24 protein-coding genes are annotated in these 24,770 nt (G+C 43.6%); 8 read left to right on the top strand and 16 right to left on the bottom strand.

Going from position 1 to position 24,770, the window contains the following annotated elements; all coding sequences use genetic code 11:
• The first annotated feature begins 135 nt into the window (after positions 1-135).
• The 4 genes from AC6CHI_RS15210 to AC6CHI_RS15195 all read left to right on the top strand — a co-directional run bounded on the left by AC6CHI_RS15210 (position 136) and on the right by AC6CHI_RS15195 (position 2,989).
• Positions 136-1,584, top strand: coding sequence for a leucyl aminopeptidase (locus tag AC6CHI_RS15210; protein WP_498122293.1), 1,449 nt, complete (start codon positions 136-138; stop codon positions 1,582-1,584).
• Positions 1,577-1,984, top strand: coding sequence for a DNA polymerase III subunit chi (locus tag AC6CHI_RS15205; protein ID WP_458893343.1), 408 nt, complete (start codon positions 1,577-1,579; stop codon positions 1,982-1,984). Before AC6CHI_RS15210 ends, AC6CHI_RS15205 begins: the two co-directional genes overlap by 8 nt.
• Before the next feature lie 23 nt (positions 1,985-2,007).
• Complete coding sequence (gene blhA, locus AC6CHI_RS15200; protein WP_498122291.1) at positions 2,008-2,640, top strand: cell division protein BlhA; 633 nt, start codon at positions 2,008-2,010, stop codon at positions 2,638-2,640.
• Positions 2,641-2,770: 130 nt separating this feature from the next.
• Positions 2,771-2,989: a hypothetical protein gene (locus AC6CHI_RS15195; RefSeq protein ID WP_458893341.1), complete on the top strand. Its 219-nt coding sequence runs from the start codon at positions 2,771-2,773 to the stop codon at positions 2,987-2,989.
• Between the two features lie 43 nt (positions 2,990-3,032).
• Here the strand turns inward: AC6CHI_RS15195 and AC6CHI_RS15190 are convergent, their stop codons facing one another.
• The 7 genes from AC6CHI_RS15190 to glnK form a co-directional block, all read right to left on the bottom strand.
• A complete protein-coding gene (locus tag AC6CHI_RS15190; RefSeq protein WP_498122289.1) occupies positions 3,033-3,581 on the bottom strand; it encodes a VTT domain-containing protein in 549 nt (182 codons plus the stop codon).
• 109 nt (positions 3,582-3,690) lie between these two features.
• Positions 3,691-4,350, bottom strand: a complete 660-nt coding sequence (locus AC6CHI_RS15185) for a riboflavin synthase (RefSeq protein ID WP_458893339.1) — start codon at positions 4,348-4,350, stop codon at positions 3,691-3,693.
• Between the two features lie 26 nt (positions 4,351-4,376).
• A complete protein-coding gene (locus tag AC6CHI_RS15180; RefSeq protein WP_458893338.1) occupies positions 4,377-5,666 on the bottom strand; it encodes a DNA adenine methylase in 1,290 nt (429 codons plus the stop codon).
• Positions 5,663-6,748 (bottom strand): bifunctional diaminohydroxyphosphoribosylaminopyrimidine deaminase/5-amino-6-(5-phosphoribosylamino)uracil reductase RibD, encoded by a 1,086-nt coding sequence (gene ribD, locus AC6CHI_RS15175; protein WP_498122287.1) that lies wholly within the window; start codon positions 6,746-6,748, stop codon positions 5,663-5,665. The genes AC6CHI_RS15180 and ribD overlap by 4 nt, the downstream gene beginning before the upstream one ends.
• Before the next feature lie 8 nt (positions 6,749-6,756).
• On the bottom strand, positions 6,757-7,218 hold the full coding sequence (gene nrdR / locus AC6CHI_RS15170; protein ID WP_116762406.1) for a transcriptional regulator NrdR: 462 nt from the start codon (positions 7,216-7,218) through the stop codon (positions 6,757-6,759).
• Between the two features lie 140 nt (positions 7,219-7,358).
• Positions 7,359-8,762, bottom strand: coding sequence for an ammonium transporter (locus AC6CHI_RS15165; protein WP_498122285.1), 1,404 nt, complete (start codon positions 8,760-8,762; stop codon positions 7,359-7,361).
• A 58-nt stretch (positions 8,763-8,820) separates the two neighbouring features.
• Positions 8,821-9,159: a P-II family nitrogen regulator gene (gene glnK, locus AC6CHI_RS15160; RefSeq protein ID WP_016168502.1), complete on the bottom strand. Its 339-nt coding sequence runs from the start codon at positions 9,157-9,159 to the stop codon at positions 8,821-8,823.
• 278 nt (positions 9,160-9,437) lie between these two features.
• Here glnK and AC6CHI_RS15155 point away from each other — a divergent pair, with 278 nt between their 5' ends.
• On the top strand, positions 9,438-9,665 hold the full coding sequence (locus AC6CHI_RS15155) for an accessory factor UbiK family protein (RefSeq protein WP_498122283.1): 228 nt from the start codon (positions 9,438-9,440) through the stop codon (positions 9,663-9,665).
• Positions 9,666-9,731: 66 nt separating this feature from the next.
• A complete protein-coding gene (locus AC6CHI_RS15150; protein WP_498122281.1) occupies positions 9,732-11,216 on the top strand; it encodes a YifB family Mg chelatase-like AAA ATPase in 1,485 nt (494 codons plus the stop codon).
• 38 nt (positions 11,217-11,254) lie between these two features.
• Here AC6CHI_RS15150 and AC6CHI_RS15145 read toward each other — a convergent pair whose 3' ends face one another.
• A complete protein-coding gene (locus tag AC6CHI_RS15145) occupies positions 11,255-12,001 on the bottom strand; it encodes a TorF family putative porin (RefSeq protein WP_458893333.1) in 747 nt (248 codons plus the stop codon).
• 849 nt (positions 12,002-12,850) lie between these two features.
• Between AC6CHI_RS15145 and AC6CHI_RS15140 the strand changes: the two genes are divergently transcribed.
• On the top strand, positions 12,851-14,146 hold the full coding sequence (locus tag AC6CHI_RS15140; protein WP_498122280.1) for an OprD family outer membrane porin: 1,296 nt from the start codon (positions 12,851-12,853) through the stop codon (positions 14,144-14,146).
• Between the two features lie 104 nt (positions 14,147-14,250).
• Here the strand turns inward: AC6CHI_RS15140 and ppa are convergent, their stop codons facing one another.
• Entirely contained in the window at positions 14,251-14,775 is a 525-nt protein-coding gene (ppa, locus tag AC6CHI_RS15135) for an inorganic diphosphatase (protein ID WP_498122278.1), read from the bottom strand.
• 111 nt (positions 14,776-14,886) lie between these two features.
• Complete coding sequence (locus tag AC6CHI_RS15130) at positions 14,887-15,285, bottom strand: MAPEG family protein (RefSeq protein ID WP_458893330.1); 399 nt, start codon at positions 15,283-15,285, stop codon at positions 14,887-14,889.
• A 107-nt stretch (positions 15,286-15,392) separates the two neighbouring features.
• Here AC6CHI_RS15130 and AC6CHI_RS15125 point away from each other — a divergent pair, with 107 nt between their 5' ends.
• Positions 15,393-15,779 carry a hypothetical protein gene (locus AC6CHI_RS15125; RefSeq protein ID WP_498122276.1) on the top strand — a complete coding sequence of 129 codons (387 nt, stop codon included), beginning with the start codon at positions 15,393-15,395 and terminating at the stop codon, positions 15,777-15,779.
• A 49-nt stretch (positions 15,780-15,828) separates the two neighbouring features.
• Here AC6CHI_RS15125 and AC6CHI_RS15120 read toward each other — a convergent pair whose 3' ends face one another.
• From AC6CHI_RS15120 to AC6CHI_RS15095, 6 genes are all read right to left on the bottom strand, one after another.
• Entirely contained in the window at positions 15,829-17,505 is a 1,677-nt protein-coding gene (locus tag AC6CHI_RS15120; protein ID WP_498122275.1) for a long-chain-fatty-acid--CoA ligase, read from the bottom strand.
• A gap of 151 nt (positions 17,506-17,656) precedes the next feature.
• Complete coding sequence (parC, locus tag AC6CHI_RS15115) at positions 17,657-19,876, bottom strand: DNA topoisomerase IV subunit A (protein WP_498122274.1); 2,220 nt, start codon at positions 19,874-19,876, stop codon at positions 17,657-17,659.
• Positions 19,877-20,137: 261 nt separating this feature from the next.
• A complete protein-coding gene (niaP, locus tag AC6CHI_RS15110; RefSeq protein WP_498122273.1) occupies positions 20,138-21,457 on the bottom strand; it encodes a niacin transporter NiaP in 1,320 nt (439 codons plus the stop codon).
• A gap of 216 nt (positions 21,458-21,673) precedes the next feature.
• Positions 21,674-22,318: a trimeric intracellular cation channel family protein gene (locus AC6CHI_RS15105; protein WP_458893325.1), complete on the bottom strand. Its 645-nt coding sequence runs from the start codon at positions 22,316-22,318 to the stop codon at positions 21,674-21,676.
• Between the two features lie 63 nt (positions 22,319-22,381).
• The gene (locus AC6CHI_RS15100) at positions 22,382-22,849 is read right to left on the bottom strand and encodes a YchJ family protein (RefSeq protein WP_498122272.1); all 468 of its coding nucleotides are present in this window, start codon (positions 22,847-22,849) and stop codon (positions 22,382-22,384) included.
• Between the two features lie 71 nt (positions 22,850-22,920).
• Positions 22,921-24,504, bottom strand: coding sequence for a TerC family protein (locus AC6CHI_RS15095; protein ID WP_498122271.1), 1,584 nt, complete (start codon positions 24,502-24,504; stop codon positions 22,921-22,923).
• Positions 24,505-24,770 lie beyond the last annotated feature (266 nt).

Genomic DNA, 24,770 nt, shown 5'->3' with positions numbered 1-24,770 from the left:
AGTAAAAACTATCGTTAGTTTACCCGAATGTTAAAAATATAAAACCTATTCCCCTGCTTCTGCATTGAAACTCTATCGATAAAAATGTTTCAATGGCTGAATGACTTAAAACTCTCAAAGGCGTGAAGACCCCCTATGAAACTCAGCTTGAATACCGCTCTACCAGCTCCCGCTTCCGATCAGGCTTTATTCATTTTAGCCCCGCTTTCTCAACTCGCTCAAATCGCAGCCACATATCAAATCAATGACTTAGAACAGATTGCTCAAGCGACTCAATTTAAAGCCGGTTTCAATGAAAGCTTGCCATTATTGGCCAAGATTCCAGGCTATGCACATACGGTGCTGATTGGACTGGATAAAGCTGAAGAATTACAGCCTGCTAAATTAGCAAAAATTGCACAAACCATTATCAAATCTTCACAAAAAAAATATCAGCAGATTCAAGTTGATTTGAATGCTTTGCCTGAAGCCTTGCACTACGTATTTGCCTTGAGCCTGACTCAGGCAGCCTATGGTTATGATGAATTCAAATCGAAAAAGAATGAATTTTTGCTGAATGAAGTTGGGCTAATTGCCGCTCAAAGTCCATTAAACAGCCAACAATTAAGCCTAATTCAAGCCATTCAATCGGGGCAAAATTATACCCGTGACTTGGGCAATCGCCCGGGCAATATCTGCTTCCCAGAATATCTGGCTGAGCAAGCACTGGCTTTGGCACAGCAATTTCCTGAACAACTCAAAGTCACGGTCATCAATGAACAAGAGATGGCAGACATGGGCATGTTTGCTTTCTTAGCGGTGAGTCGTGGCTCAGAGCGTCCGGGACGAATCATTACCCTTGAGTACACTGGTCAGCCTGAACAAGCGCCAATTGTTTTGGTCGGTAAAGGGGTAACCTTTGATACAGGTGGTATTTCACTCAAGCCAGGCCTGGGCATGGATGAAATGAAATTCGACATGTGTGGTGCAGCGTCTGTACTAGGTACCTTACGCGCCTTATGTGAAGCAAAATTGCCCATTCATGTGGTGGGTGCGATTGCCGCTGCTGAAAATATGCCGTCGGGTCACGCAACCCGCCCAGGGGATATTGTCACCAGTATGAGTGGTCAAACCGTCGAAATTTTAAACACCGATGCAGAAGGACGCTTGGTGCTGTGCGACACCTTGACTTATATCAAGCGTTTCAACCCTGAATTGGTGATTGATATTGCGACCTTAACTGGGGCCTGTGTGGTGGCATTAGGTTCCGTGTTAACCGGTATGTTTACCCCTGACGATGAACTGGCTGCTGAATTGAATGCTGCAGGTCAGACCGCATTTGACCGCGTATGGCGCATGCCGGTGATTGATGACTATCAGGAACAACTGGATTCGCCTTTTGCGGATATTGCCAATATTGGTGGACCCAAAGCAGGTTCGGTCACGGCAGCGTGTTTCTTGCAACGCTTTACCCGTGAATATCGCTGGGCACATTTAGATATTGCAGGTACCGCTTGGCTTTCAGGCAATAGCAAAGGTGCAACTGGACGTCCAGTTCCACTTTTAATGCAATTCTTAGCGAATCGTGTGAGCACGAATGGCTAAAGTTAGCTTTTATCTGTTTGAAAAAAGTCCAGAACGGCAAGTCGATAGCACTTGCCGTCTGTGCCGTAAAATCCTGCGTCAACCCAAACGAGTTTGGCTATACTGCCCGGATGCGGCTCTACAGCAACAACTGGATGAACGCTTATGGACGTTTGACGCCAGCAGCTTTATCGGACATGGGATTGACCAAGCACAGGCACGAGTCTGCATCTCGGCACAGTTACCGAAAGAAAAAGATTGGATTGTCTTTAATTTTAACAATCAGGCACTTGATCAATTCAATGATTTTAGCCAAATTATAGAAATTATTGAGAATAATGATGCTGCCAAACAGCTCGGTCGTGAAAAATTTAAACAATATCGACGCTTCGGCATTGAACCTCAAACTTTCAAGCTTTAATTGTTTAACCTTTAGGGAGATGCATGGTGGCATTAAATGTCGGTCCAGATTTTAAACAGCGCTGGTTAGATGCGCCTGAAGCTGTACGTCAGACATTTATGGATGACCTCAATCATATTTGTGATTTATTACAGCCCGAAACCGAAATACAACTTTGGTTGGCTGCGGATCAAAAGGCTCAACTGCATGCGCAACAACGCATTGAACAGGCCTATGCCGATCTAAAAGCCCGCTTGATTGAAGAAGCACGCATCCGTCGTCAACTGGCTTTAGAAAAATCTCTGGCAGACAAGCGCGCAAGTGCTGCTCAGTATGCCGAACAATTGTTTGCCGATGAGCGCAGACAGTTTGCCGAACAAATCCAAACTTTAGCTCATTTACGCCAACAGATTGAAACAGAAACGCTTCACTATACGGAGCGCTACCATCAAAATGACAGCAGTCAAACCTTGGACTTTGCACCAGGTTTAGGCCATTTCGATCAACAGATTCACTCTGAACTCGAAAGCGTGCGTTTGCGTTTGGAGCTCGAAGCTGAAGCCCAAATTGAACAAGCCGTCCATCAATTCCGGAATAAGCTGCGTGCAGCCGCACAAGAAGAAATTGACTATATATTAAAAAATTCTAATTTTTCTGATGTAAAACCAATAGTTTAATTTTTTAACCTGATTGAAACAATGTCATGAAACTGACACATAAATGTCACATGATAGTCATCACTTTAAAACAATTACTTTTAAAGTCATGACTCCAGAGATTGACATTGCAATAGATTAGGAAGAAAAAATGGACCTGTTGAACCACGTTTCACGCCGCATCGCCTCCCTCGATTCAGGCGAACAATGGATAGTTTCAGCACAACAATTACTGATTAGTCGTGCTGATTTTCAATCACTTTCGGTATTTTTATCACGTGAATCTGAAAAAGGCCATTTCAGCCTGGCTCCACACAGCATCCCCTTCACTTGGCACAATGAGCCTGAAGTCACGGTGATTAAGCATTAATCTTTCCGTCGAAACTGTAAAATCTAGGAGTGGTCGCTAGCGATCACTCCAGCCACTCTAATGCAGCAAAAAAGATATTGCCCGCACCATAGCCAATACTGAGCAAGACACCAATCCAAATCAGACTGCCAATCACGTTATAGTACATAAAACTCGAAGCTTTCATGTGTCCGGCTCCCGCAGCAAAAGGCGCAAAGGAACGCACAAAAGGAATAAAACGAGCCAAGACGATAGTTTTGCCACCATGCTTCATAAAGTAATGATTGGTTTTGCTTAAATATTCAGGTTTTATCCAACGTGAATGACGATGCAAATACTTAAACCCTAATTTCTGTCCAGTATAATAATTCACGGTATAACCCAAAATTGCCGCAATGATCAGCAATATGCCCATGCTGTGCAGCTGAATGATGGCAGATGATGAACATAATGCCCCGACCGCGATCAGCAAACTGTCACCCGGTAAAAAAAACATAAATACAAAGCCTGTTTCTGCAAAAATAATCAGAAACAAAATGGCATAGATCCATGTTCCATACTGTGCCAACAGCATCGGTAACATTTGTTCGAGATTTAGAAAAAAATCAAGCATTACATCAATCTACTGCTATAAACTCAGGTCATTGCTGCTTCATTTTGCCTGTCATAAAAATGAAAACAGCCTAGTATTCTAGGCTGTTTTAGGCGGTAATAAGCAAGTTTTATTTTAAAAAACCATTTTCTGCCAAGAAATCCATGCTGATTTTTGACTGCTCGGTGGTCTCTGCGGCTTTATCCCCCAGCAATAAACGCTCGATATAACGTGCCAATACATCGACTTCCAGATTGACTTTAGAACCGACTTTCCACGTACCAATATTGGTTCTTTCAGCCGTATGCGGAATCAAATTCAAACTCAGGACATTACCACGTAAATGGTTAATGGTCAGGCTAATACCATCGACAGTCACCGAGCCCTTCTCTGCCAAATATTTAGCAATTTCAGCAGGCGCAGTCACTTCAAAATATAATGAGCGGGCATCTTGGCGTACCAGCGTGATTTCACCCACAGCATCGACATGGCCACTCACAATATGCCCACCAAAACGCGTGGTCGGCAACATGGCTTTTTCTACATTCACCGGCTGCCCAACTTTCCAGTGGACTAAAGTGGTACGATTTAAACTTTCCCGCGAAACATCGGCCGCGTACCAGTTCTCACCCCATTCAATCACGGTCAGACAGATGCCATTGGTCGCAATCGAGTCGCCCAAATGCACATCCGACATGTCCAAATCAGTTTGAATACGTAAACGCACATCACCACCGACGCTTTGTAAGCTTTCTACTCGACCAAGGCTTTCAATAATTCCTGTAAACATAATCTTTCTCTTTCCTGAATTTGGACTTACCACAAGGCCAATTGGGTACTCACCCCAGAAGTATCCACCCCGCCGAGTTCGGCAAAATGATACAGTTGACCCAGCAACTGACGTAATGGCGGACCCGGTTTGGCATGCGTATCGGTAATCACAATGAACTCCAACACCCGTGCGCGCTCAGACTGACGCTGCTTACTGACGCGATAACGCGGTACATCTTGGGTTAATAACGTCACTCGACCACGTTCCAAATTGGCTTTGAGTAAATCAGCCGCTTCAATATTACCATCGGTCGAATAACTGGTCAGAATATAGCGTGCATTAATGGTTGAGAGTAACTTTTCATAAGCTTCTTGAGCATATTTAGAAGAGTTGTACGGACTCGGACGTTCTTTACGCCAAGCACGATCAATCCCACTCTTGAAGCCTTTGGTGTCGGGACTGGGTAAATCCACCTGATCCCATAAGGTCAATGCATTCAACACATGGTAATTACTGCTATAGGCATGCTGGTTATACGGTGGATCCAAATACGCCACATCCACTTCAAAACCGCTCATTTGATTGGCCAAGTGCTGCGCATCCACACACCACATTTCAGCAGCAGGACGTTTCGGATCCCCCACTTCACAAAAACGACTTGGGGTAAGCCAAAGCAAGGATTCAATGCGTTCTAAGGCGGTTTGGGTTTTACCCCCCCAACCATGATGGAAACTTTTAAAGACGCCACTGGTATTACTCACGAAACTGGCGGAATACAGCAGTGGTGCCAGCAAGGCACTCATCTCGACATCATCAATCGCGCCTTGGGCTTGCCAAGTGGCAATTTGTTGGCGAATCGCATCAATACGCATCCCATTACGGCGTTTGAAGAACAAACGGTCACGGGCAGGGTCGTAGATTTCATCATTGCGTGGACATAGATTATGCGTGACCCAGCCCTTTACTTCAGGCAGGCGATTCAAGTAGTCAATCGCTTTTTGATAGCCGCCCAGCTCTTTAAATGCGGGCGCATCTACACAGGCCAAAATGGCATGATTCAAGGCATGGCTGTAGGGTTCCCAGTCATTGGCAATCACACGATAACCATTTTGACGTGCTAAGCGCGACACCACACCGCTGCCTGCAAAAAAGTCGGCAAAAATCGGCGCACGTCCCTTGGCATTCAAGGTACCTGTCTGTTCAAGTGCTTCTAAAATCAGATGCAATAAACGACGCTTATTCCCTAAATAAGGTACAAGCTGATGGAATAAATATTCGTCTGTGGTCCGTGCCGCGTGACGTCGTTTATGATAAACCGTAGACTCTTGATTCATATAGACTCTTGAATGGGAGTTAGCCTTAAGCGCACATCATTTCCGACTTGGGAAACTTCTTTTAGCTCAAAGCGAAGTTGCTCTGCCAAATGCGTATATTCTGCATTAAACATAGCCCGCGCTGATTGACCCAATAAGGTAGGTGCAACATAGCTGATGAGTTCATCAACCAATCCTTGCTTTAAAAAAGCACTGGACAGCGTTGCACCTGCTTCAACCAACACATCATAAATTTGAAAATCTTTTAACGCACGTAATAAACTCTCTAAAGACTGAATTTCTAACTGGATTACCCCCAGTTGTGCCAATTCAGCTCTAAAAGGTCCCATCACCATGACCGTGTCAGGCTGTTGTAAGATCTTGGCCGTTAACGGCAAACGCCCCTGACGGTCTAAAATAACCCGCTTGGGCTGCACAATCTCTGCAATATCTTCGACATTGGCCAGTTGACGCACATTCAATAAACAATCATCCGCCAAAACCGTCTCAATACCGGTTATCACCGCGCCTGAAATCGCACGCCAATGCTGCACGTCCAAACGTGCCTCAGGTCCGGTAATCCATTTCGATTCCCCAGATGCCATGGCTGTACGACCGTCCAAGCTTGAGGCGACTTTTAAACGTACATAAGGCAGTCCAGTGGCCATCGCTTTTAAAAAACCACGATTCAGCTCTGCAGCTTCAGCTTCACAGACACCTGTCGAGACGGCAATACCCGCCGCTTGTAAAATTTGTAAGCCTTTGCCTGCCACCAACGGATTGGGATCAGGACAAGCAACCACCACCTTGGCAATGCCAGCTTCCACTAAACCTTTGGCACAAGGCGGGGTACGCCCATAATGCGCACAAGGTTCTAGGGTCACATAAGCCGTTGCACCTTGCGTCAAAGCTCCAGCTTGACGCATGGCAAAGACTTCAGCATGCGGCTGACCTGCACGTGGATGAAATCCTTCTCCCACCCATTGACCATTTTGAACAATGACACAGCCTACATTCGGATTGGGTTTGGTCGAATACTGTCCGCGTTGTGCAAGTTGAATCGCCCGTTGCATCCAGACTTGATCTTGGTTTAATTCAGCCATGTGTCCACTCATTCATGTTCACGTTGTTGCATTTGTTCAATTTGGCGACGAAACGCTTCAACATCCTGAAAATCTTGATACACCGAAGCAAAACGCACATAAGCAACATGATCTAGCGCAAATAACGCCTGCATCACAATTTCACCAATGGTGCGAGATTTAACATCACGCTCACCTAAACGGCGAATATGCAGTTGGATATCACTTAAAACAGCCTCGATTTGCTCTTGTGTTACAGGGCGTTTCTGCAAGGCGTGCATTAAGGAACGGCGTAATTTCGCTTCATCAAATGGTTCATTTTTACCATCCGATTTAATCACACGTGGCATCACCACTTCATAACTTTCAAATGTAGTGAAGCGTTCACCGCAACTAATACATTCACGGCGACGTCGGATTTGGCAGCCTTCTGCAGCCAAACGCGAGTCAATCACTTTACTGTCTGCAGCGTTGCAAAAAGGACAATGCATGGCGGTTGAATTAAACAAAATATTTTCGAATTTAGAGTGTAGCAAAAATTCTGGTTTTTGTAGAGCATTACGCTAGATATGGAAAAAAAACAGCCCTTTCGGGCTGTTTTACACAATATATTGATTATTGCAGGATTGAATTACTCAATACGTTCGCCATGCTGACTTAAATCGAGACCCATGCGTTCATCGTCCGCTTCAACACGAATACCAATCACGACATCAATCACTTTTAAGATCACGAAGGTGAGTACTGCCGAGTATGCAATCGTTGCAAGTACACCTTCAACTTGCACCCATAATTGACTCATGACATTGGCTGGAGCTTTGTCGCCCATAATGAATTCGCTGGCAAAGAAAGCTGTTAAAATTGCACCAACAATACCGCCAACACCATGTAAGCCAAAGGCATCCAAGGAATCATCCGCTTTAAGAGCACGCTTCAGACCTGTAATCCCCCAGAAGCAGACTACACCACCGATCAGACCCATGGCCAAAGCACCACCGACAGTCACAAAACCTGCTGCTGGGGTAATTACCACCAAACCTGCAATCGCACCAGAAGCACCGCCTAAGACAGAAGCTTTACCGCGAACCACTTTTTCTGTAACCAACCAAGCAATTGCTGCTGCCGCTGCTGCAACTTGAGTCGTCACCAAGGCATAGCTGGCAGAACCATTTGCACCGAGGGCAGACCCGCCATTGAAACCGAACCAACCGACCCATAGCAGGCTTGCACCCAATACGGTTAAGGTCAGGTTATGGGGTGCCATTGATTCACGGCCCAAGCCCATTCGTTTACCTAGCATATATGCCGCAACAAGACCTGCTACACCTGAGTTAATATGAACAACTGTACCGCCTGCGAAATCGAGCGCACCATCGTTGAATAACCAACCACCCCCCCAAACCCAATGGGTAATAGGCGCGTAAACCACAATCACCCAAATGGCAATGAATGCAACAAAAGCTCCAAACTTCATACGCTCAGCAACAGAACCACTGATAATCGCAACCGTGATAATGGCAAAGGTCATTTGGAAAATAACAAATAGAATTTCTGGAATTGTGCCACTCAAAGCGCTAGTGGTGATGCCTGACAGCATGACTTTATCAAAACCACCAATGAAGGCATTGCCTTCTGAGAAGGCCAAGGTATAACCGACAATCACCCATGCAAGACTGACCACTGCCGCAGCTACGAAACTGTGTGCCATCGTGCTAAGTACGTTTTTCTTACGGACCATACCGCCATAGAACAATGCCAAACCTGGGATTGTCATTAAAAGAACCAATGCTGTTGACACTAAAATCCACGCTGTGTCGCCAGTATCTAAGGTTGGTTCTTCAGCTGCTGGTGCAGCAACTGCTTCAGTTGGAGCCGGTGCAGCGACCGCTTGTGTATCAGGTAGTGCGGCTGCAGTATCCACTGTCGTTGTTGTGATTTCTTCTGATGGAGCAGATGCTGTTACTTCTTCAGCCCAAGCAACAGAACCTCCTAAAAGCGCGCCTGATAGACTCAGCGCAAGTAGCATTTTTTTCATTCGTGTCCCCCAACCTAATTTTGCGAGTTATTCGATACTCTGCAAACTTTGTGCCAAATTAAACAGCATCTGGACCTGTTTCACCTGTACGAATACGGATAACTTGCTCTAAGTTAGTCACAAAGATTTTTCCGTCACCAATTTTTCCTGTGCTCGCCACACGAGTGACAGATTCAATCACTGCATCAACCATTTCATCGCTGATTGCGATTTCAATTTTAACTTTTGGTAGAAAATCAACAACATACTCTGCACCACGATACAGTTCAGTGTGACCTTTTTGACGACCAAAACCTTTGACTTCGGTTACAGTGATCCCTTGAACACCAATTTCAGAAAGTGCTTCACGCACATCATCCAGTTTAAAGGGTTTTACAATTGCAGTTACAAGCTTCATGTTTGTTTTTCCTTCGGCTTTTTTCACCAGTAAGGTTTTATGTTCAATTTTCGTGCCAAGATTTTTAAGGTTGAGGGAAATAAAAAACCTTATACACGTCTCTATTTATACCCTATTTTTGGCATTTAATCGAAGCTTAGTGCCTTAATATTCGAGATTTTTCGCCGAAAAATAGAGATTTTTGTGGATAAATTTTAGGATTATTAATAAAGCACTATAGTCTCTGCCTGAGCAGTGATAAACTGCACCCGCTCTTCTCCATCACTATGGATAAAACAATGATTGAAACTTTATTACAGGCCATTTTAGAACAAGTACAACAACCGAAAAGTGACCTAGAACATAACTTAAGAGCCTTACTGAATGAGGCTGTGACGAAAATGGATTTAGTCTCACGTGATGAAATCGAACGTCAAAAAACAGCGCTAGCGAATGCGAACCTCCGTCTAACGGAGTTACTAAAACAAGTTGAAGTACTCGAAGCAAAAATTCAGAACAAAAAATAAGCACATTAATAGTGCAATAAAAGACAATAAACGATCAAAAATAACGCACCAAAACGGAACAATAATATGTCTTTTGCCAAGATCAATACGCGGGGGCTATTGGGTCTGCACGCCCCTTTAATTGAAGTTGAAGTTCATTTAAGTCAAGGATTACCCTCACTTACCATTGTCGGTCTGGCTGAAGCGGCCGTTCGAGAAAGTAAAGATCGGGTCCGATCAGCCATTATTAATAGTGGGTTTCAATTCCCCAGTAAACGCCTCACCATCAATCTTGCGCCTGCGGATCTGCCCAAAGATGGTTCACGCCTAGATTTACCGATTGCGTTAGGGATTTTGATTGCATCAGGGCAAATCCCTGAACAAGGTATCGATCAGCTTGAATTTATTGGAGAATTGGCTTTGGATGGCCAATTACGCCCGACCACAGGTACTTTGAGCATTGCAATTGCCTGTCAGCAAGCACAGCATCGTCTGGTTTTGCCCGAACAAAATGCATATGAGGCAGCACAATTGCCCCATTTTGAAGTCTATGCTGCCAAACATCTGAAAGATGTCTGTGCACATTTAACCCAGAATCAACCACTCACACCCGTCCAGACTACAACTCAAGCAGCATCTCACAGCTATAAATTTGATCTGGCCGATGTAAAGGGACAACTTCGACCACGCCGTGGTCTTGAAATTGCAGCTGCAGGTGGACATTCCTTGCTATTTCGCGGCCCCCCTGGCACAGGAAAAACCCTCCTCGCCTCGCGCTTACCGAGTATTTTGCCACCCTTAGATTCACAAGAAAATTTACAGGTCGCCAGCATCTACTCGATTGCCAATACACCGCACACTTTTGGTCAACGCCCATTTCGGGCACCACATCATACGGCGTCTGCGATTGCACTCGTCGGTGGTGGATCACAACCAAAACCGGGTGAAATCACCTTGTCACATTTAGGCGTGCTTTTTTTAGATGAATTGCCTGAGTTCGACCGTAAAGTGCTTGAGGTGCTTCGGCAACCTTTGGAATCTAAAGAGATTGTTATCTCAAGAGCATCCCGTCAAATTACCTATCCTGCCAATTTCCAATTGATTGCAGCAATGAATCCCTGTCCGTGTGGTTATGCTTTTAATCAGGATCAACGCTGTCAATGTTCGGCTGAAGCCATTAAACGCTACCAAAACCGCATTTCAGGCCCACTGCTTGATCGTATTGATTTGCATATTGATGTACCGCCTCTGAGCGTACAAGAATTACAGGATCATGCGCCTACTGAAAATTCCGAAAGTGTCCGTCATCGAGTCATTCAAGCGTATGAACAACAACTGCAACGGCAAAATTGCTTGAATCACGCCTTGAGTCCACAACAATTGGAACAATATGCCTGTTTAAATCCACAAACAAAACCCATGTTGGAATTGGCTCAACAACGCTTAAACCTGTCTGCGCGAGGCTATCATCGTGTTTTGCGTGTAGCCAGAACCATTGCAGATTTGGCGCAGTCCGCAGAGATTCAAAGCGCACATCTCAGCGAAGCGTTGTCGTATCGACATCAGTCATAAAAAAAAGGCGACCTTAGTCGCCTTTGCATTTTTTAACTTTAGAACGTGTATTTCAGACCAAAAACCACTTTGTTCTTTTGCTTTACGTCTGAACGGTCATAGCCACCCACAATATAGTCCATGTTGACGCTTGCACCTGTATCCCCCAATGGATGGCTTAAACCCGCGGTAAAGTGACGGAAATTAAAGTCTTCCGTGGTATCTAAAGTATCACCTTCAAATTCACCGCTATCTGAATAAAGATAAGCACCTAAAGCAAAGTTCGCACTAAAGTCACGGGGTAAAGCGTGGCTATAAGTCGCAAGGAAATAAGTATCTCCCGCATTCCCCCATTTCACATCATCCGTTAAGGTTTGTGCAGTAAAACCAAAGCTCTTGTAGTTTAGACCGACTAAGGTTTCAAATACGTTAGAATCATCTGCTGGGTAGTAAAGATAATAGGTTCCACCTAAGGTAAAACCGAGGTCTTGCGTAATACTGCCTTTATAGCCTGCATAAAAGTCATTTTCAAAAGTATCGCTACTACCCGTTGGTGTTTCGGCATTGTAATCCAAGGTTGAACCCCACCAACCCGCATAGAAACCTGATGAATGACTATAATCCAATCCACCTTGTACAGTTGCACCACTGTTTTCAGGCACATTGGTAATACCACGTAAGTTATAGCTCGAAAATACCCCAATATTTCCTGAGACACTATGGGCTGAAGTCGCTTCATCAGCAAATGTAAAAGTCGACGCTGCTGCAACTACGGCCATAGATAACATTTTTAAAGTAAATTTCATTCTGAGGTTCCCCCACATCGCATGACGACGTTTTTACTGTAATTAATAAACTCAGAGATGTATTAGCAAGCGTTATGCCAACTTTATTATTTTTGTTTTTAAACGTTCTTACTTTTAAATATTATTTTTATTTTTCAATAATTTAAACATATATAAATAATGTGTTCGTGCTAAATCAGAACCCATATCACTTTTAACATGCATATTAGGCGATCAATTTTAAACACATGCATCATCTCGATCTCGCCTTGTATATGCATCAGCTTACATCCGAGCGCGATCCTATGCACTGATGCCGATCAAAAATGCGTCATTGAAGTTCAATTTAAACATCTCACGCCTTAAATTGAATAAAAATTACGCACCAAAAAAGTTCTCAGGGTCGCGTAAACCTCCTTAAAAGAAAAATGCAATGGCATTCTGTCATGTGTGTTATGCAGCAATTTTTCCACTGCACCTAAATGAAACATTTCTCATTTTCAATTAGAAATTCCGCCAAAAACAAAAATGCAAGCCCAAATCAGAATAAAAAACCGCCAAATAAACATATAATGAAGAAAAAATAAACAAAAGAACCTGTTTTTTTTTAAGCTTAAATGGGGCTTAAAATGCTTAAATTTTTCCTTTTAGTAAAATATATTCTTATTATGAATGAATGATTTAAGCCTAAAAAATAACTAAGCACTCACAGTTTACAAGAAACCAATTTCGTCAAGTAGGCAGTAACAAGAATGAAATAAAATTAATAAAAATCTATCTTTTTTATAGATTAATTATACAATTTATGAAAATTTCGAGTTATGCCAAAAAACGAAATTCTGAATCTATCTTTTTTTGAGGTTGTTTCTTATGCCAAAGGCGCAAAAACTTACATTAGCAGTATTAATTCAGGCTGCCCTTATTACTACCGCTTATGCAAGCGAACAAAGTGAAGCAAAAGGATTTGTAGAAGATGCTGAAGGATCAGTATTGTTCCGCACTGGTTATCTTACTCGCGACAAAAAAAATGGCGTAGCAGATACGAGCTCAGCTGCTCAAACTGCTATGGTTAAAATTGAATCTGGTTATACCAAAGGTATCGTTGGTTTTGGTGTAGGCGTGATTGGTGATGGTTCATTCAAACTGGGTGAAAATAACCACGCTGGCAACCAAATGATTCCATTACATAATGATGGTGCAAAAGATGCAAACGGTCACGTTGATGCTTACGATCACTGGGGTCGTGGTGGCGGTATCGTAAAAGCACGCATTTCAAATACCGAAGTACGCTATGGTACTCAAGTACTTGATATACCTGTACTTGCAAGTAACACGGCACGTTTAGTTCCTGAATACTTTGAAGGTGTCTTAGCAACCAGCCGTGAAATTAACGGTTTAGAATTAACTGCTGGTAAATTCACTAAAGACCAATATTCTGATCAAGTAGAAACTGATGGCCGTCATTTAGACCGCGCAATCGTTTGGGGTGCTAAATACAAGTTTAATGACCAAATCAATGCTTCTTACTATGGCTTAGACAGTAAAAATGCACTTGAGCGTCATTACATCAATGCAAACTATGCTCACCCACTTGCAAACAACAGCAGCTTAACATTTGATTTTAGTGGTTATCACACTGAATGGGATGAAGAAGCGAGCACTTATTCACAAACTACTGATGATCTTTCTGATCGCAAAAACGATATCTTCGCAATTTCTGGTACATACAACACTGGCAACCACAACATGATGTTGGCTTACCAACAAAATGCTGGTAATACAGGTTATGACTATGGTGAGAATGCTGATGGTGGTCAAAGTATCTACCTGCCAAACTCTTACCTTTCTGACTTCATTGGTAACGATGAAAAATCAGTAGGCTTACAATATACCTATAACTTCGCTGGTTTAAATGTTCCGGGTTTAACGTGGACAACTGCATTTGTTTACGGTTGGGATATCAAAGTTAAAGACGTAACTGACAACGCTCAAGAACGTGAATTCTTTAACCAAGTGAAATATACTGTTCAATCTGGTTTCGCGAAAGATGCAAGCCTACGTTTACGTCACTCTTACTACCGTGCAAGCGATGATTACCAATCTGCTTACATCGGTGACACTAACGAATGGCGTATTTGGTTAGATATTCCTGTAAAATTCTTCTAATTTGAAGTCTTTTTCAGAGATCTAAAAAAACCTGCACATTGTGCAGGTTTTTTAATAGGTTTAACTTCAAAAACTAAAGCTAAACCACCATCCTGTTAACAGGATTATTTTGCAGCTTCGATGGCTTTCAGTACTTCAGCTTTCGCAACATCTGCACCTTCCCAACCTGTTAACTTAACCCATTTACCAGGTTCTAAGTCTTTGTAGTGCGCAAAGAAGTGCTCTACTTGCTGAATTAAAAGTGGAGGAAGATCTGTATATTCCTGAACATCTTTGTACAATGGCGTTAATTTTTCATGTGGAACCGCGATTAATTTCGCATCAATACCACCGTCATCTTCCATGTTCAATTTGCCTACTGGACGGCAACGAATCACTGAACCTGGTTGTACAGGATGTGGAGTTACGACAAGTACGTCTAATGGGTCACCATCTTCTGACAATGTATTTGGTACATAGCCGTAGTTCGCTGGGTAGAACATTGCTGTACCCATAAAACGGTCTACAAATAACGCATCCGAGTCTTTATCAATTTCGTATTTGATTGGCGCTGCATTTGCAGGAATTTCAATGATGACATAAATGTCATTTGGCGCATCTTTACCCGCTGGGATATTGCTGTAGCTCATAGCATCACTCTTGAACAAATTAAATTATATTGAAATCGAAATCATCGTATTCGATTTGATCACGCAGCGATTATACATCTGCCCTGTAAAAATAGGGAATATGCACGTTCATTAGCTGAGTTTGATGACCAAAATCAATAGAGAAATTGGACATAATAAAGACAATAGCCATACAATTGAGCGCAACGTTGCCCAATTGGCCAAGTAACACACCCCATAGACGACACGTAAGACCAAATAGGCGATACCAAAGGTCATTATCACCGTTTGGGAGAGCACCATATATTCTGCCATCAAAATAGCAGCAATAAACAAAGGCAGCCCTTCAAAACTATTCTGCTGTGCCGCATTGGCACGCGCAGCTAGACCTGTTGTTTGTGCTAAAAACTCTCGCGGATGTTGATTATCTCTGCCCTGAAATCCCCCTGCCATTTTTGCAATGATGGTAAACACATAGGGGAATAAGCACGCAATTAAAATGAGATAAACAATACCACTAATGCTTTGCATCAATTTTGTTCTCGTGATGGATAAATAAGACTTATCATAGCATGGCAATTCGAGAATATTTTTTGTTAAATATAGTGTTTTTATAACCAAACCTTTAGGGAATGACTATGCCATTCAATGCTGATCAGCACAAATTGTTTGATGAACTGGAAAAACAGCATCAACATCAACGGCAAATGGATCGTGTACTTACGATTGTCTTCCCGATTGTGGCATTTTTACTGACTGTCATTTGCGCCAATATGAACATTGGGTCGACTGTTTGTACTTTTATTCTGCTTTGGGTCGCGTTTTGGGCAGTCGGCATACGTCGCCTACCTTTGTGGCACTGGGTCTTGATAAGCCTAATCTATTGTTTGGCAGATAATTTTCTTAGTTATGGCAGTTTTAACCGTGCAGGCTTTAGCCGTCAATTTGGTACCATCTTTATTTTTATTGGCATTGCCGGTGTAGGTCGCCCCTATTTTGATCGCTGGCTGATGAAGAAAAAATAATGAAATCCAATAAAAAAAGCGCCCAAAGGCGCTTTTTTGTTTGTAAATCTTATGCAGATTTACGTAAATCTTTACGTAAAATTTTACCAACATTTGATTTTGGTAATTCTTCCATAAACTCGACATAACGCGGACGTTTGTAACCCGTTAAGTTTTCTTTTGCAAAATTAAGGACTTCTTCAGTGGTTAAAGAGGAATCTTTCTTCACAACAAACAATTTCGGCACTTCACCTGATTTTTCATCCGGCACACCAATCGCTGCCACTTCTAGCACTTTTGGATGTTTGGCAATCACTTCTTCAATTTCCGAAGGATAAACGTTAAAGCCAGACACCAAAATCATGTCTTTCTTACGGTCTACAATTTTGGTATAGCCACGCTCATCCATCACGCCAATGTCACCAGTACGGAAGAAACCATTAACCATGACTTTTGCCGTTTCATCTGGGCGGTTCCAATAGCCTTTCATGACCTGAGGGCCGCGAATACAGATTTCACCTTGTTCACCCAGTGGGACTTCGTTGCCATCATCATCCAAGATGGCAATTTCTGTGAGTGGTAATGGAATACCAATCGTGCCACTAAACTCATCTGAAGCAGGTGGGTTTGCGGTTGCCACTGGAGATGTTTCAGACAAACCGTAACCTTCAATAATGTTGGTTCCTGTGACTTTCTTCCACGCTTCAGCCGTCGAAGGCAGTACAGCCATACCACCGCCCATCGCCATTTTTAGCTTGCTGTGGTCGAGCTGTTTAAATTCTTCATTATTGACTAAAGCATTGAATAAGGTATTCACCGCAGGGAAGAAGGTTGGCTGATATTTACGTAATTCTTTCATTACCGCAGGTAAATCACGTGGGTTTGGAATCAGGACGTTGGCTTGACCTTTATACATGCCATACATCGCGCAAACCATAAATGCAAAAATGTGATACAGCGGTAAAGCACAGAAAATTCGGTCTGAACTTGAACCATCTTGCACCCCAAATTTACTTTGGAAAATACCATCGCACTGTAATAAGTTGGCCACCAGGTTACGGTGTGTTAACTCTGCACCCTTAGATACCCCTGTGGTCCCACCAGTGTATTGCAATACTGCAGTATCACTAAGCGTCAAGTTTGGACGCTTATAGTTGCCTGGATTAACTTTCGACATGGCCGCATTAAAACGGATATGGCCTGAAATATTCCATGCTGGAATTTGCTTACGGACTGAGCGCAAGACAAAGTTCACGAGCGTACCTTTTAAAGTCCCTAACATGTCGCCAACCGAAGCAACCACAACATGTTTTACTGGCGTTTTACCGATAATGCTCTGATAAACTGAGGCAAAGTTTTCAATAATCACCAACACTTCAGAACCTGAATCATTCAATTGATGCTCAAGCTCACGTGCCGTATAGAGTGGATTGACATTGACCAGCACCAGACCTGCACGCAATACACCAAGGGCAACCACTGGATATTGGAGAACGTTTGGCATCATGACGGCAACACGTGAACCTTTTGCTAGACCCAAACTTTGCAAATAAGTTGCAAATTTACGGCTCGCCTCATCAAGTTCACTAAAAGTAAGTGCTTTATCCATGAAAATAAAGGCATCACGTGAACCAAACTTTTGGAAATTACGCTCAAATACATCAACCAAAGATGTGTTTTCTGCTGGCAATTCTACAGTTTCAGGAATGCCTGTCTTGCGGTATTCAGCGAACCAAATCTTTTCCATATTCCCAATCTCTCCAATCAATAGTCCTTAAAATATGCAGCTTTTTTTTCGGGGATGTGCATGATTATTTACCTTCTTAAAGCACACACCCGTATCCATTTTCACGAACACAGCCACATATATAACTTATTTCAACAGCCACATGCTAGTTTTATCTCTGAACCAACAGTCTATTTGCTTTTTGATATCCACGTGGTAACAGTTGCCCTTTTGTCGCACGCTTGCCCATATATTTTTGTAAATCATCACCTTTGATTTTGAGTTGTTGTTGTCCTGCAACCACTTGAATTATTTCATCTAAATTCAAAGTTGTCATAGCGATCACTTGATCTTTCTCTTCAAGTTGTATCAATTTATTACCTTTACCTTTATTTAGACTTGGCAATTCTGACAAATCAATAATTAATAAGCGACCGGCCGAACTCAACAGTGCCAAATGTGTGGCTTGCTGTAAAGGATACAACGGTAAAGGTTTGGCATCATCAGACAAGGTCAGAAAGGCTTTACCCGCCTTAGCGCTGGTATCGAGCTGTTTGGCTTGAGTTTTAAAGCCATACCCCTTAGTGCTCATCGCCAAAATTTCGGACTCATCATCCTCAATCAAGACTTGCAAGAAGCCTACACCGCTTACAGGGGCAAGTTTAGAACTTAATGGCTCACCCAACCCCCGTGCCGAAGGTAGGCTGTTAATGGCTAAGGCATAACTGCGTCCAGTCTGATCCAAAATATAGACTTTTTGATTGGACTTGCCCTGCGCATGACTTAAATATTGATCCCCTGCACGGAAATTCAGATTTTCCGCGTCCACATCATGCCCTTTGGCACTTCGGATCCAGCCCGCTTCGGAAAGAACCACGGTCACTGGTTCGGCAGGCATTAAGTCCTGTTCACTAATTGCAGTGGCTTCAGCACGCTGTACAATTGGAGAACGGCGGTCATCGCCAAAACGTTTAGCATCCTCTTTCAATTCATTAATAATTAACGACTTTAATGATTCTGGATTGGCTAATTGTTCCCGAATAATGGCCGCTTTGGCTTCTAGCTCTTCCTGTTCACGGCGAATTTCCATTTCTTCTAATTTCGCCAAATGGCGTAATTTCAACTCTAAAATGGCTTCGGCTTGAATTTCATCAATACCAAAATGCGAGATCAGTTCGGCTTTCGGCTGATCTTCTTCGCGAATAATGCGAATCACGGTATCAATGTCGAGATAAGCAATCAAAAGACCCGCTAAAATATGCAGGCGTTTTTCAATTTTATTTAAATGATATTGCAGACGACGGGTCACCGTATCTTTACGAATTTCAATCCATTCTAGCAAGATGCGACGGATTGATTTGACTTGCGGACGACCATCGGCACCAATCATATTCATATTGACGCGATAGCTGGATTCTAGGTCAGTGGTGGCAAATAAATGGCTCATCACCGCTTCTGCATCAATCCGGTTCGAGCGTAACACCACCACCAAACGGGTCGGATTCTGATGATCCGATTCATCCCGAACATCACTGACCAGAGGCAATTTTTTCGCCTGCATTTGATCGGCAATTTGGGTAATGACTTTAGAACCCGAAACCTGATACGGCAAATCGGTGATCACGATTTCATTTTTTTCTATCGTATACACAGCACGCATACGGTAGCTACCCCGACCAGTGGTCTGAATTTTGAGTAATTCATCGGGTGGGGTAATAATTTCTGCTTTAGTCGGTAAATCAGGGGCAGGAATATATTCTGCGACTTTTTCATCGCTTAAATTGGGATTGCGAATCAGAGCAATGGTGCCCTTGATCACTTCACGCAAGTTATGCGGTGGAATGTCAGTGGCCATACCGACCGCAATACCTGTGGTACCATTTAACAGAATATTCGGCACACGAGCAGGCAAATTGACTGGTTCTTTCATTGAACCATCAAAGTTGTCTTGCCAGTCACACGTGCCCTGTCCCAACTCGGCTAACAGCACTTCACTATATGGTGAAAGTTTGGCTTCGGTATAACGCATGGCGGCAAAAGACTTGGGATCATCGGGTGAACCCCAGTTGCCCTGACCTTCAATAAAGGGATAGCGATAGCTAAAGGGTTGTGCCATTAACACCATGGCTTCGTAACAGGCTGAATCCCCATGCGGATGGTATTTACCCAACACATCACCCACAGTACGTGCAGATTTTTTTGGTTTACCACTTGGCTTTAAGCCGAGCTCACTCATGGCATACACAATCCGACGTTGCACCGGCTTTAAACCATCACTGATGTGAGGCAAAGCACGATCCATAATCACGTACATGGCATAATTGAGATAAGCACGTTCTGTAAATTCTGCAACGGAGCGGTTTTCAGTTGCGTGATGCGCAAGGTTCGTCATAACAACCTTTCATCCTAATCAAATCATTTTTTTATCTAAGTTCTTATGCTAAGTCTCAGACTGTGACTACACAAGGGTATGCCATCCACTACCACGACAAATTGTGTCTTTATGGGTCTCTGATGTCGTAAAATTATCCACTTTTAAATAAATGATCAACTTATAATTTTTATTTTCTCCAGAATGCAGTTGGATAACGAGCGACCGCATCTGAAAAAAGCCAAATGGTGAGCCATGCATCACCATTTTAGCCGACCGATTTTACATGCCGATTGATTCTAGTGTTTTGCCTTTGGTCTCTTCGCCTAGCACTAAAATGACCAATGCTACAGCAAGCAAGACTGCGGTAAACATCATAAACACATGATTAAATCCGTTCTGCTGCACCATCATCTGCGTCACAACTAGCGGGGCCACAATACCCCCCATACGTCCAATTGCCGACGCCCAACCTGAACCAAAAGCTCGAATATTGGTTGGATATTGCTCGGGGGTATAAGTATACAATACGCCCCATGCGCCTAAATTAAAGAACGACATCAGACAGCCCCAGAACATAATCAAGGTGACGGTATTCGCCTGCCCAAAAAAGTAAGCCGATAGCGCACAAAAACCAATAAAACCCGCCAGAGTCAATTTGCGTCCCAGCTTTTCTACTAACCAAGCCGCAGCAATATAGCCTGGTAATTGTGCCAGAATCATCACCAGCACATATTCAAACGACTGCACGATGCTATAGCCTTGTTTGACCAACAGACTTGGTAGCCAAGTGAAAATGCCATAGTAGGAATAGACAATCCCGAACCAGATTAACCACAGCATTAAGGTCCGTTTGGCAAAAGGATTTGACCAGAGTTGGGAAAAAGAGACTGTTTGCTTAGTAGCAACGGGTTGAACTTCAATCTGCTGAATAACCTCCACCCCACATTCACGCTCTAATTTTTGTACCAAGGCATGCGCTTCTTCAATCCGGCCACGGTTAATTAAATACGGAACCGACTCTGGCACCTTCTTTAAAATCATAAACACATACAAGGCTGGCAAACCACCAATCAGAAATGCCACATGCCAGCCATAATTCGGGATCACGAAATAAGACACCAAAGCAGCCACTAGCCAGCCCAGTCCCCAAAAACTTTCTAGCAATACAATAAAGCGCCCACGCACTTGGGCCGGAATATATTCACTAACCAACGTCACCGCAACAGGGAGCTGTCCGCCCAGTCCCAAGCCAACAATAAAGCGGAATACTAACAACCACGTCAGATTGGGCGCAAATGCACACAGGGCCGTGGCAATACTATACGTTACCAAAGTTGCCGCAAACACATTACGACGTCCCCAGCGATCGGCCAGAGCGCCTGAACACACCGCACCAATTGCCATACCAACAAAACCAATCGACACCACCCAGCCTTTTTCAGCCGGACTCATATTCCACTCGGTGGCCATTTGGGTCAGGATAAAGGAAATCAGTCCTGTATCCATGGCATCAAACATCCAGCCCAAGCCAATCACCCACAGCAAGGTATAGTGGAACTTTCCAACAGGTAAGCGTTGTACACGTGAAACTAAATCCATAGTGATGACTCAAGCAAAAAGTGAAAACCACAGCACACTACTGAAAGTACTATTTCGTGCCACTGTGATTCAAAGAAAAGAAGTGCAGATCCGCTTATTTTAATAAATTATGCAGACCAATGGGGCAGGAAATTACTTTTTATACGATAAACCCACTAACCCAAAGTCATGATGGGCTAGTGTCGTTGCAGAACGATCAACACGAATCCAAATGCATCAATGCGCATCGGTTGAAGAGGCGGAATCACCATCATCTTCTTTATAGATAAATTTCGGCATTTCTAGACCAAAATAAATCGCAATCAGACGTAAAGAAAAACCAAAAATTAAGGTAGAGATCACCGTCAGTTCCAGTGACAGTCCGATTTCCTGACAAAACCAGTAACAAATCACGGCCACAAAGGAAATACTGGCATACAGTTCACGGCGGAACACCAAAGGTACATCATTACACAGAATGTCACGCAGAATACCGCCCGACACGCCTGTCATAATCCCTGCAACAGCAGAAACCACAAAACCATGCCCCATCGACAAGGCAATTTGACAACCAATAATGGTAAAACCAATCAGGCCCAAAGCATCGAGAATCAGGAAGATATTGCGTAAATGACGCATCCATTTAGCAATCAGAATAGTAAACAACGCGGCACAGCAGGTCAGCACTAAATATTCAGGATGTTTAACCCACGTCAAAGGATAATGCCCCAGCAATACATCACGTACCGAACCACCACCGAGTGCGGTCACACAAGCAATCAGAATGACCCCAAACCAATCCATACTACGTCGACCCGCAGACAATGCTCCAGTCATGGCCTCAGCCGTAATCGCAATAATATAAATTATGGTCAGTAACATCGCCCTGCTCTTCCATTGAAGGGTTAAGATGCGGCTTATTCTAAGCCAATTCTGGACAGAAGGTTATAAAAATTGTGCGCAACATTGCTTAAATTTCTTGCCTGAGCCACAAATACAGGGCTGTTTCATGGTGATGACTTGTTCCGTGGTCGGATCTAGGAAATACCATTGCTGGGCATGTTTTACAAAATGTGAAATTTCATGATGCGTCTGTGCCTGCTGACCATCATGATAATGCGCTTTAAATTCGACCTGCGCATGGGTTTTGTCCAGTTTTTCCTGTGCTTGCACCACTTCCAACCCCAGCCATTGATTGGATTCACTCCAAGCTTGAATTGCCGGAATATCTAAGGCTGACTGCTGCCCCAGTGCTGTGGTCTGCACAATATAATTGATCTGCTGTTTGGCAAAAGCACTATACCGTGAACGCATCAACTGTTCAGCCGATGCCGCGTGACGCTGGCCGAAATGCAAAGGTTGGCAACAATCGGCATACAACCCTAAGCCACAGGGACATTGTTGTTCTGACATAAAATTTCCAAAAAAAAAGCCTGCTCTAGCAGGCTATTTTAACTGAAGTTGCAGCAAGACTTTGGGTTGAATTAATCGTCTTTCTCAGCCACATTCTGCGGAATGACATGTACTTTCTCGATTTTATGTCCATCCATGGTCACGACTTCAAATATACAACCATCCGCTTCGATACTCGAACCATTTTCAGGCAAACGCCCCAAATGGAACAGTAGATAGCCCGACAAAGTTGAATACTGTTCAGACTCATCTACCAGATCCTTGCCTAACAATAGCGATACATGTCGGATATCCGTCGACCCTTCTAAGATCAAGCTACCATCTTCCAGACTCTCTGCTGCCGTTTCCAGCTCATCTTCATCCGGGAACTCTCCAGCAATGGCTTCGAGCACATCAATCGGGGTGGCAATCCCTTCAATCGAACCATATTCATTCAATACAATTGCCAACTGTAATGGGGCTTGGCGTAACTGCTCCATCACCATCAAGACCTGAGCATTTTCATGCACAATCACTGGATCACGGAGATGCTTCTCAAAATTCAACACCCCAGTTTCGATGTATTCATTCATGACTTTATGCGTAAGCACCACCCCAGCAATATTGTCCAACTCACCATGCGCCACAATTAAACGCGAATGGGTCATACTCAGTAATTGCTCTTTAATCGCGGCTTCGTCTTCATCCAGATCCAGCCATTCTAGCTCTGGACGCGGCGTCATCACCGATTTCACAGGACGCTCAGCCAAACCTAGCACCCCCTGCACCATCACACTGTGATAGACCCCATTTTCCTGATTAAAGACTTCATCGGCAAAAGCACGCGTCGCCAGTACATCTTCATTTTGATGTTCAGGCGCATCGCTAGGATTCTTTCCACCCAACATGCGCAACACGGCAGAGGCGGTGCGATAGCGTAAATCGGTGGTGGTGACCATTTTTTCCTGATTTTTCTTCACCGTTTGATTCAGGAATTCAATCAAGACTGAGAAACCAATCGCAGCGTATAAGTAGCCTTTCGGAATATGGTAGCCAAAGCCTTCCACCACCAAAGAGAAACCAATCATCATCAAGAAACACAGACACAGAATCACAACCGTTGGATGCTTATTGACAAAGTCCATGAGCGGTTTCGATGCCCACAGCATAATACCAATGGCAATAATCACGGCAATCATCATCACCGAAAGATGTTTGACCATGCCCACCGCGGTAATCACGCTGTCTAAAGAGAACACGGCATCTAAAACCACAATCTGTACAATCACCATCCAAAAGGTGGCATGTACCGGGTTTTCTTCTTTTAATAAAGGCTTGCCTTCAATGCGCTCACGCAATTCCATGGTGCCTTTAAATAGCAAAAACACCCCACCCAACAGCAGAATTAAATCGCGCCCAGAAAATGGATGATCGAAAATATGGAACAATGGCGTGGTTAACGTGACGACCCAAGCGATGGAAGCCAACAGAATTAAACGCATCCCCAGCGCCAGAACCAGACCGAGAACACGCGCAGTATTGCGTTGTTCAGGCGGTAATTTTTCAGCCAAAATTGCAATAAAGACGAGGTTATCAATCCCCAACACAATTTCAAGTACCACTAGGGTGGCGAGCCCCACCCAAGCTGAAGGATCAGACATCCACTCAAAAATCATTGAATGTTCTCCTTCCAAGACAGGTCAAGGTAAAAATGCGAAGGCTGCATAAGCGATGCAACCAGTAAGCGATTCTCTGTTATTAGGGCAAAAATGTGTGTCCGTTTCGAGCGACAACAACCACGACTCATGTTGATTCATTTGTTGTAAAACAGAAACTCAGTATAGGCAAGATCAAGCATAAATTCATCTTTTTTTCAGCCGCCTATAGGACCCGTTCACTCAGCAGCAACAGAAACACTGCATCAGACACCCGATGCAACATC

It is taken from the genome of Acinetobacter sp. GQ146 (assembly GCF_059758585.1).
Note: the sequence above shows the minus strand (reverse complement) of the source record. Positions and strands in the feature narration are given on the sequence as shown.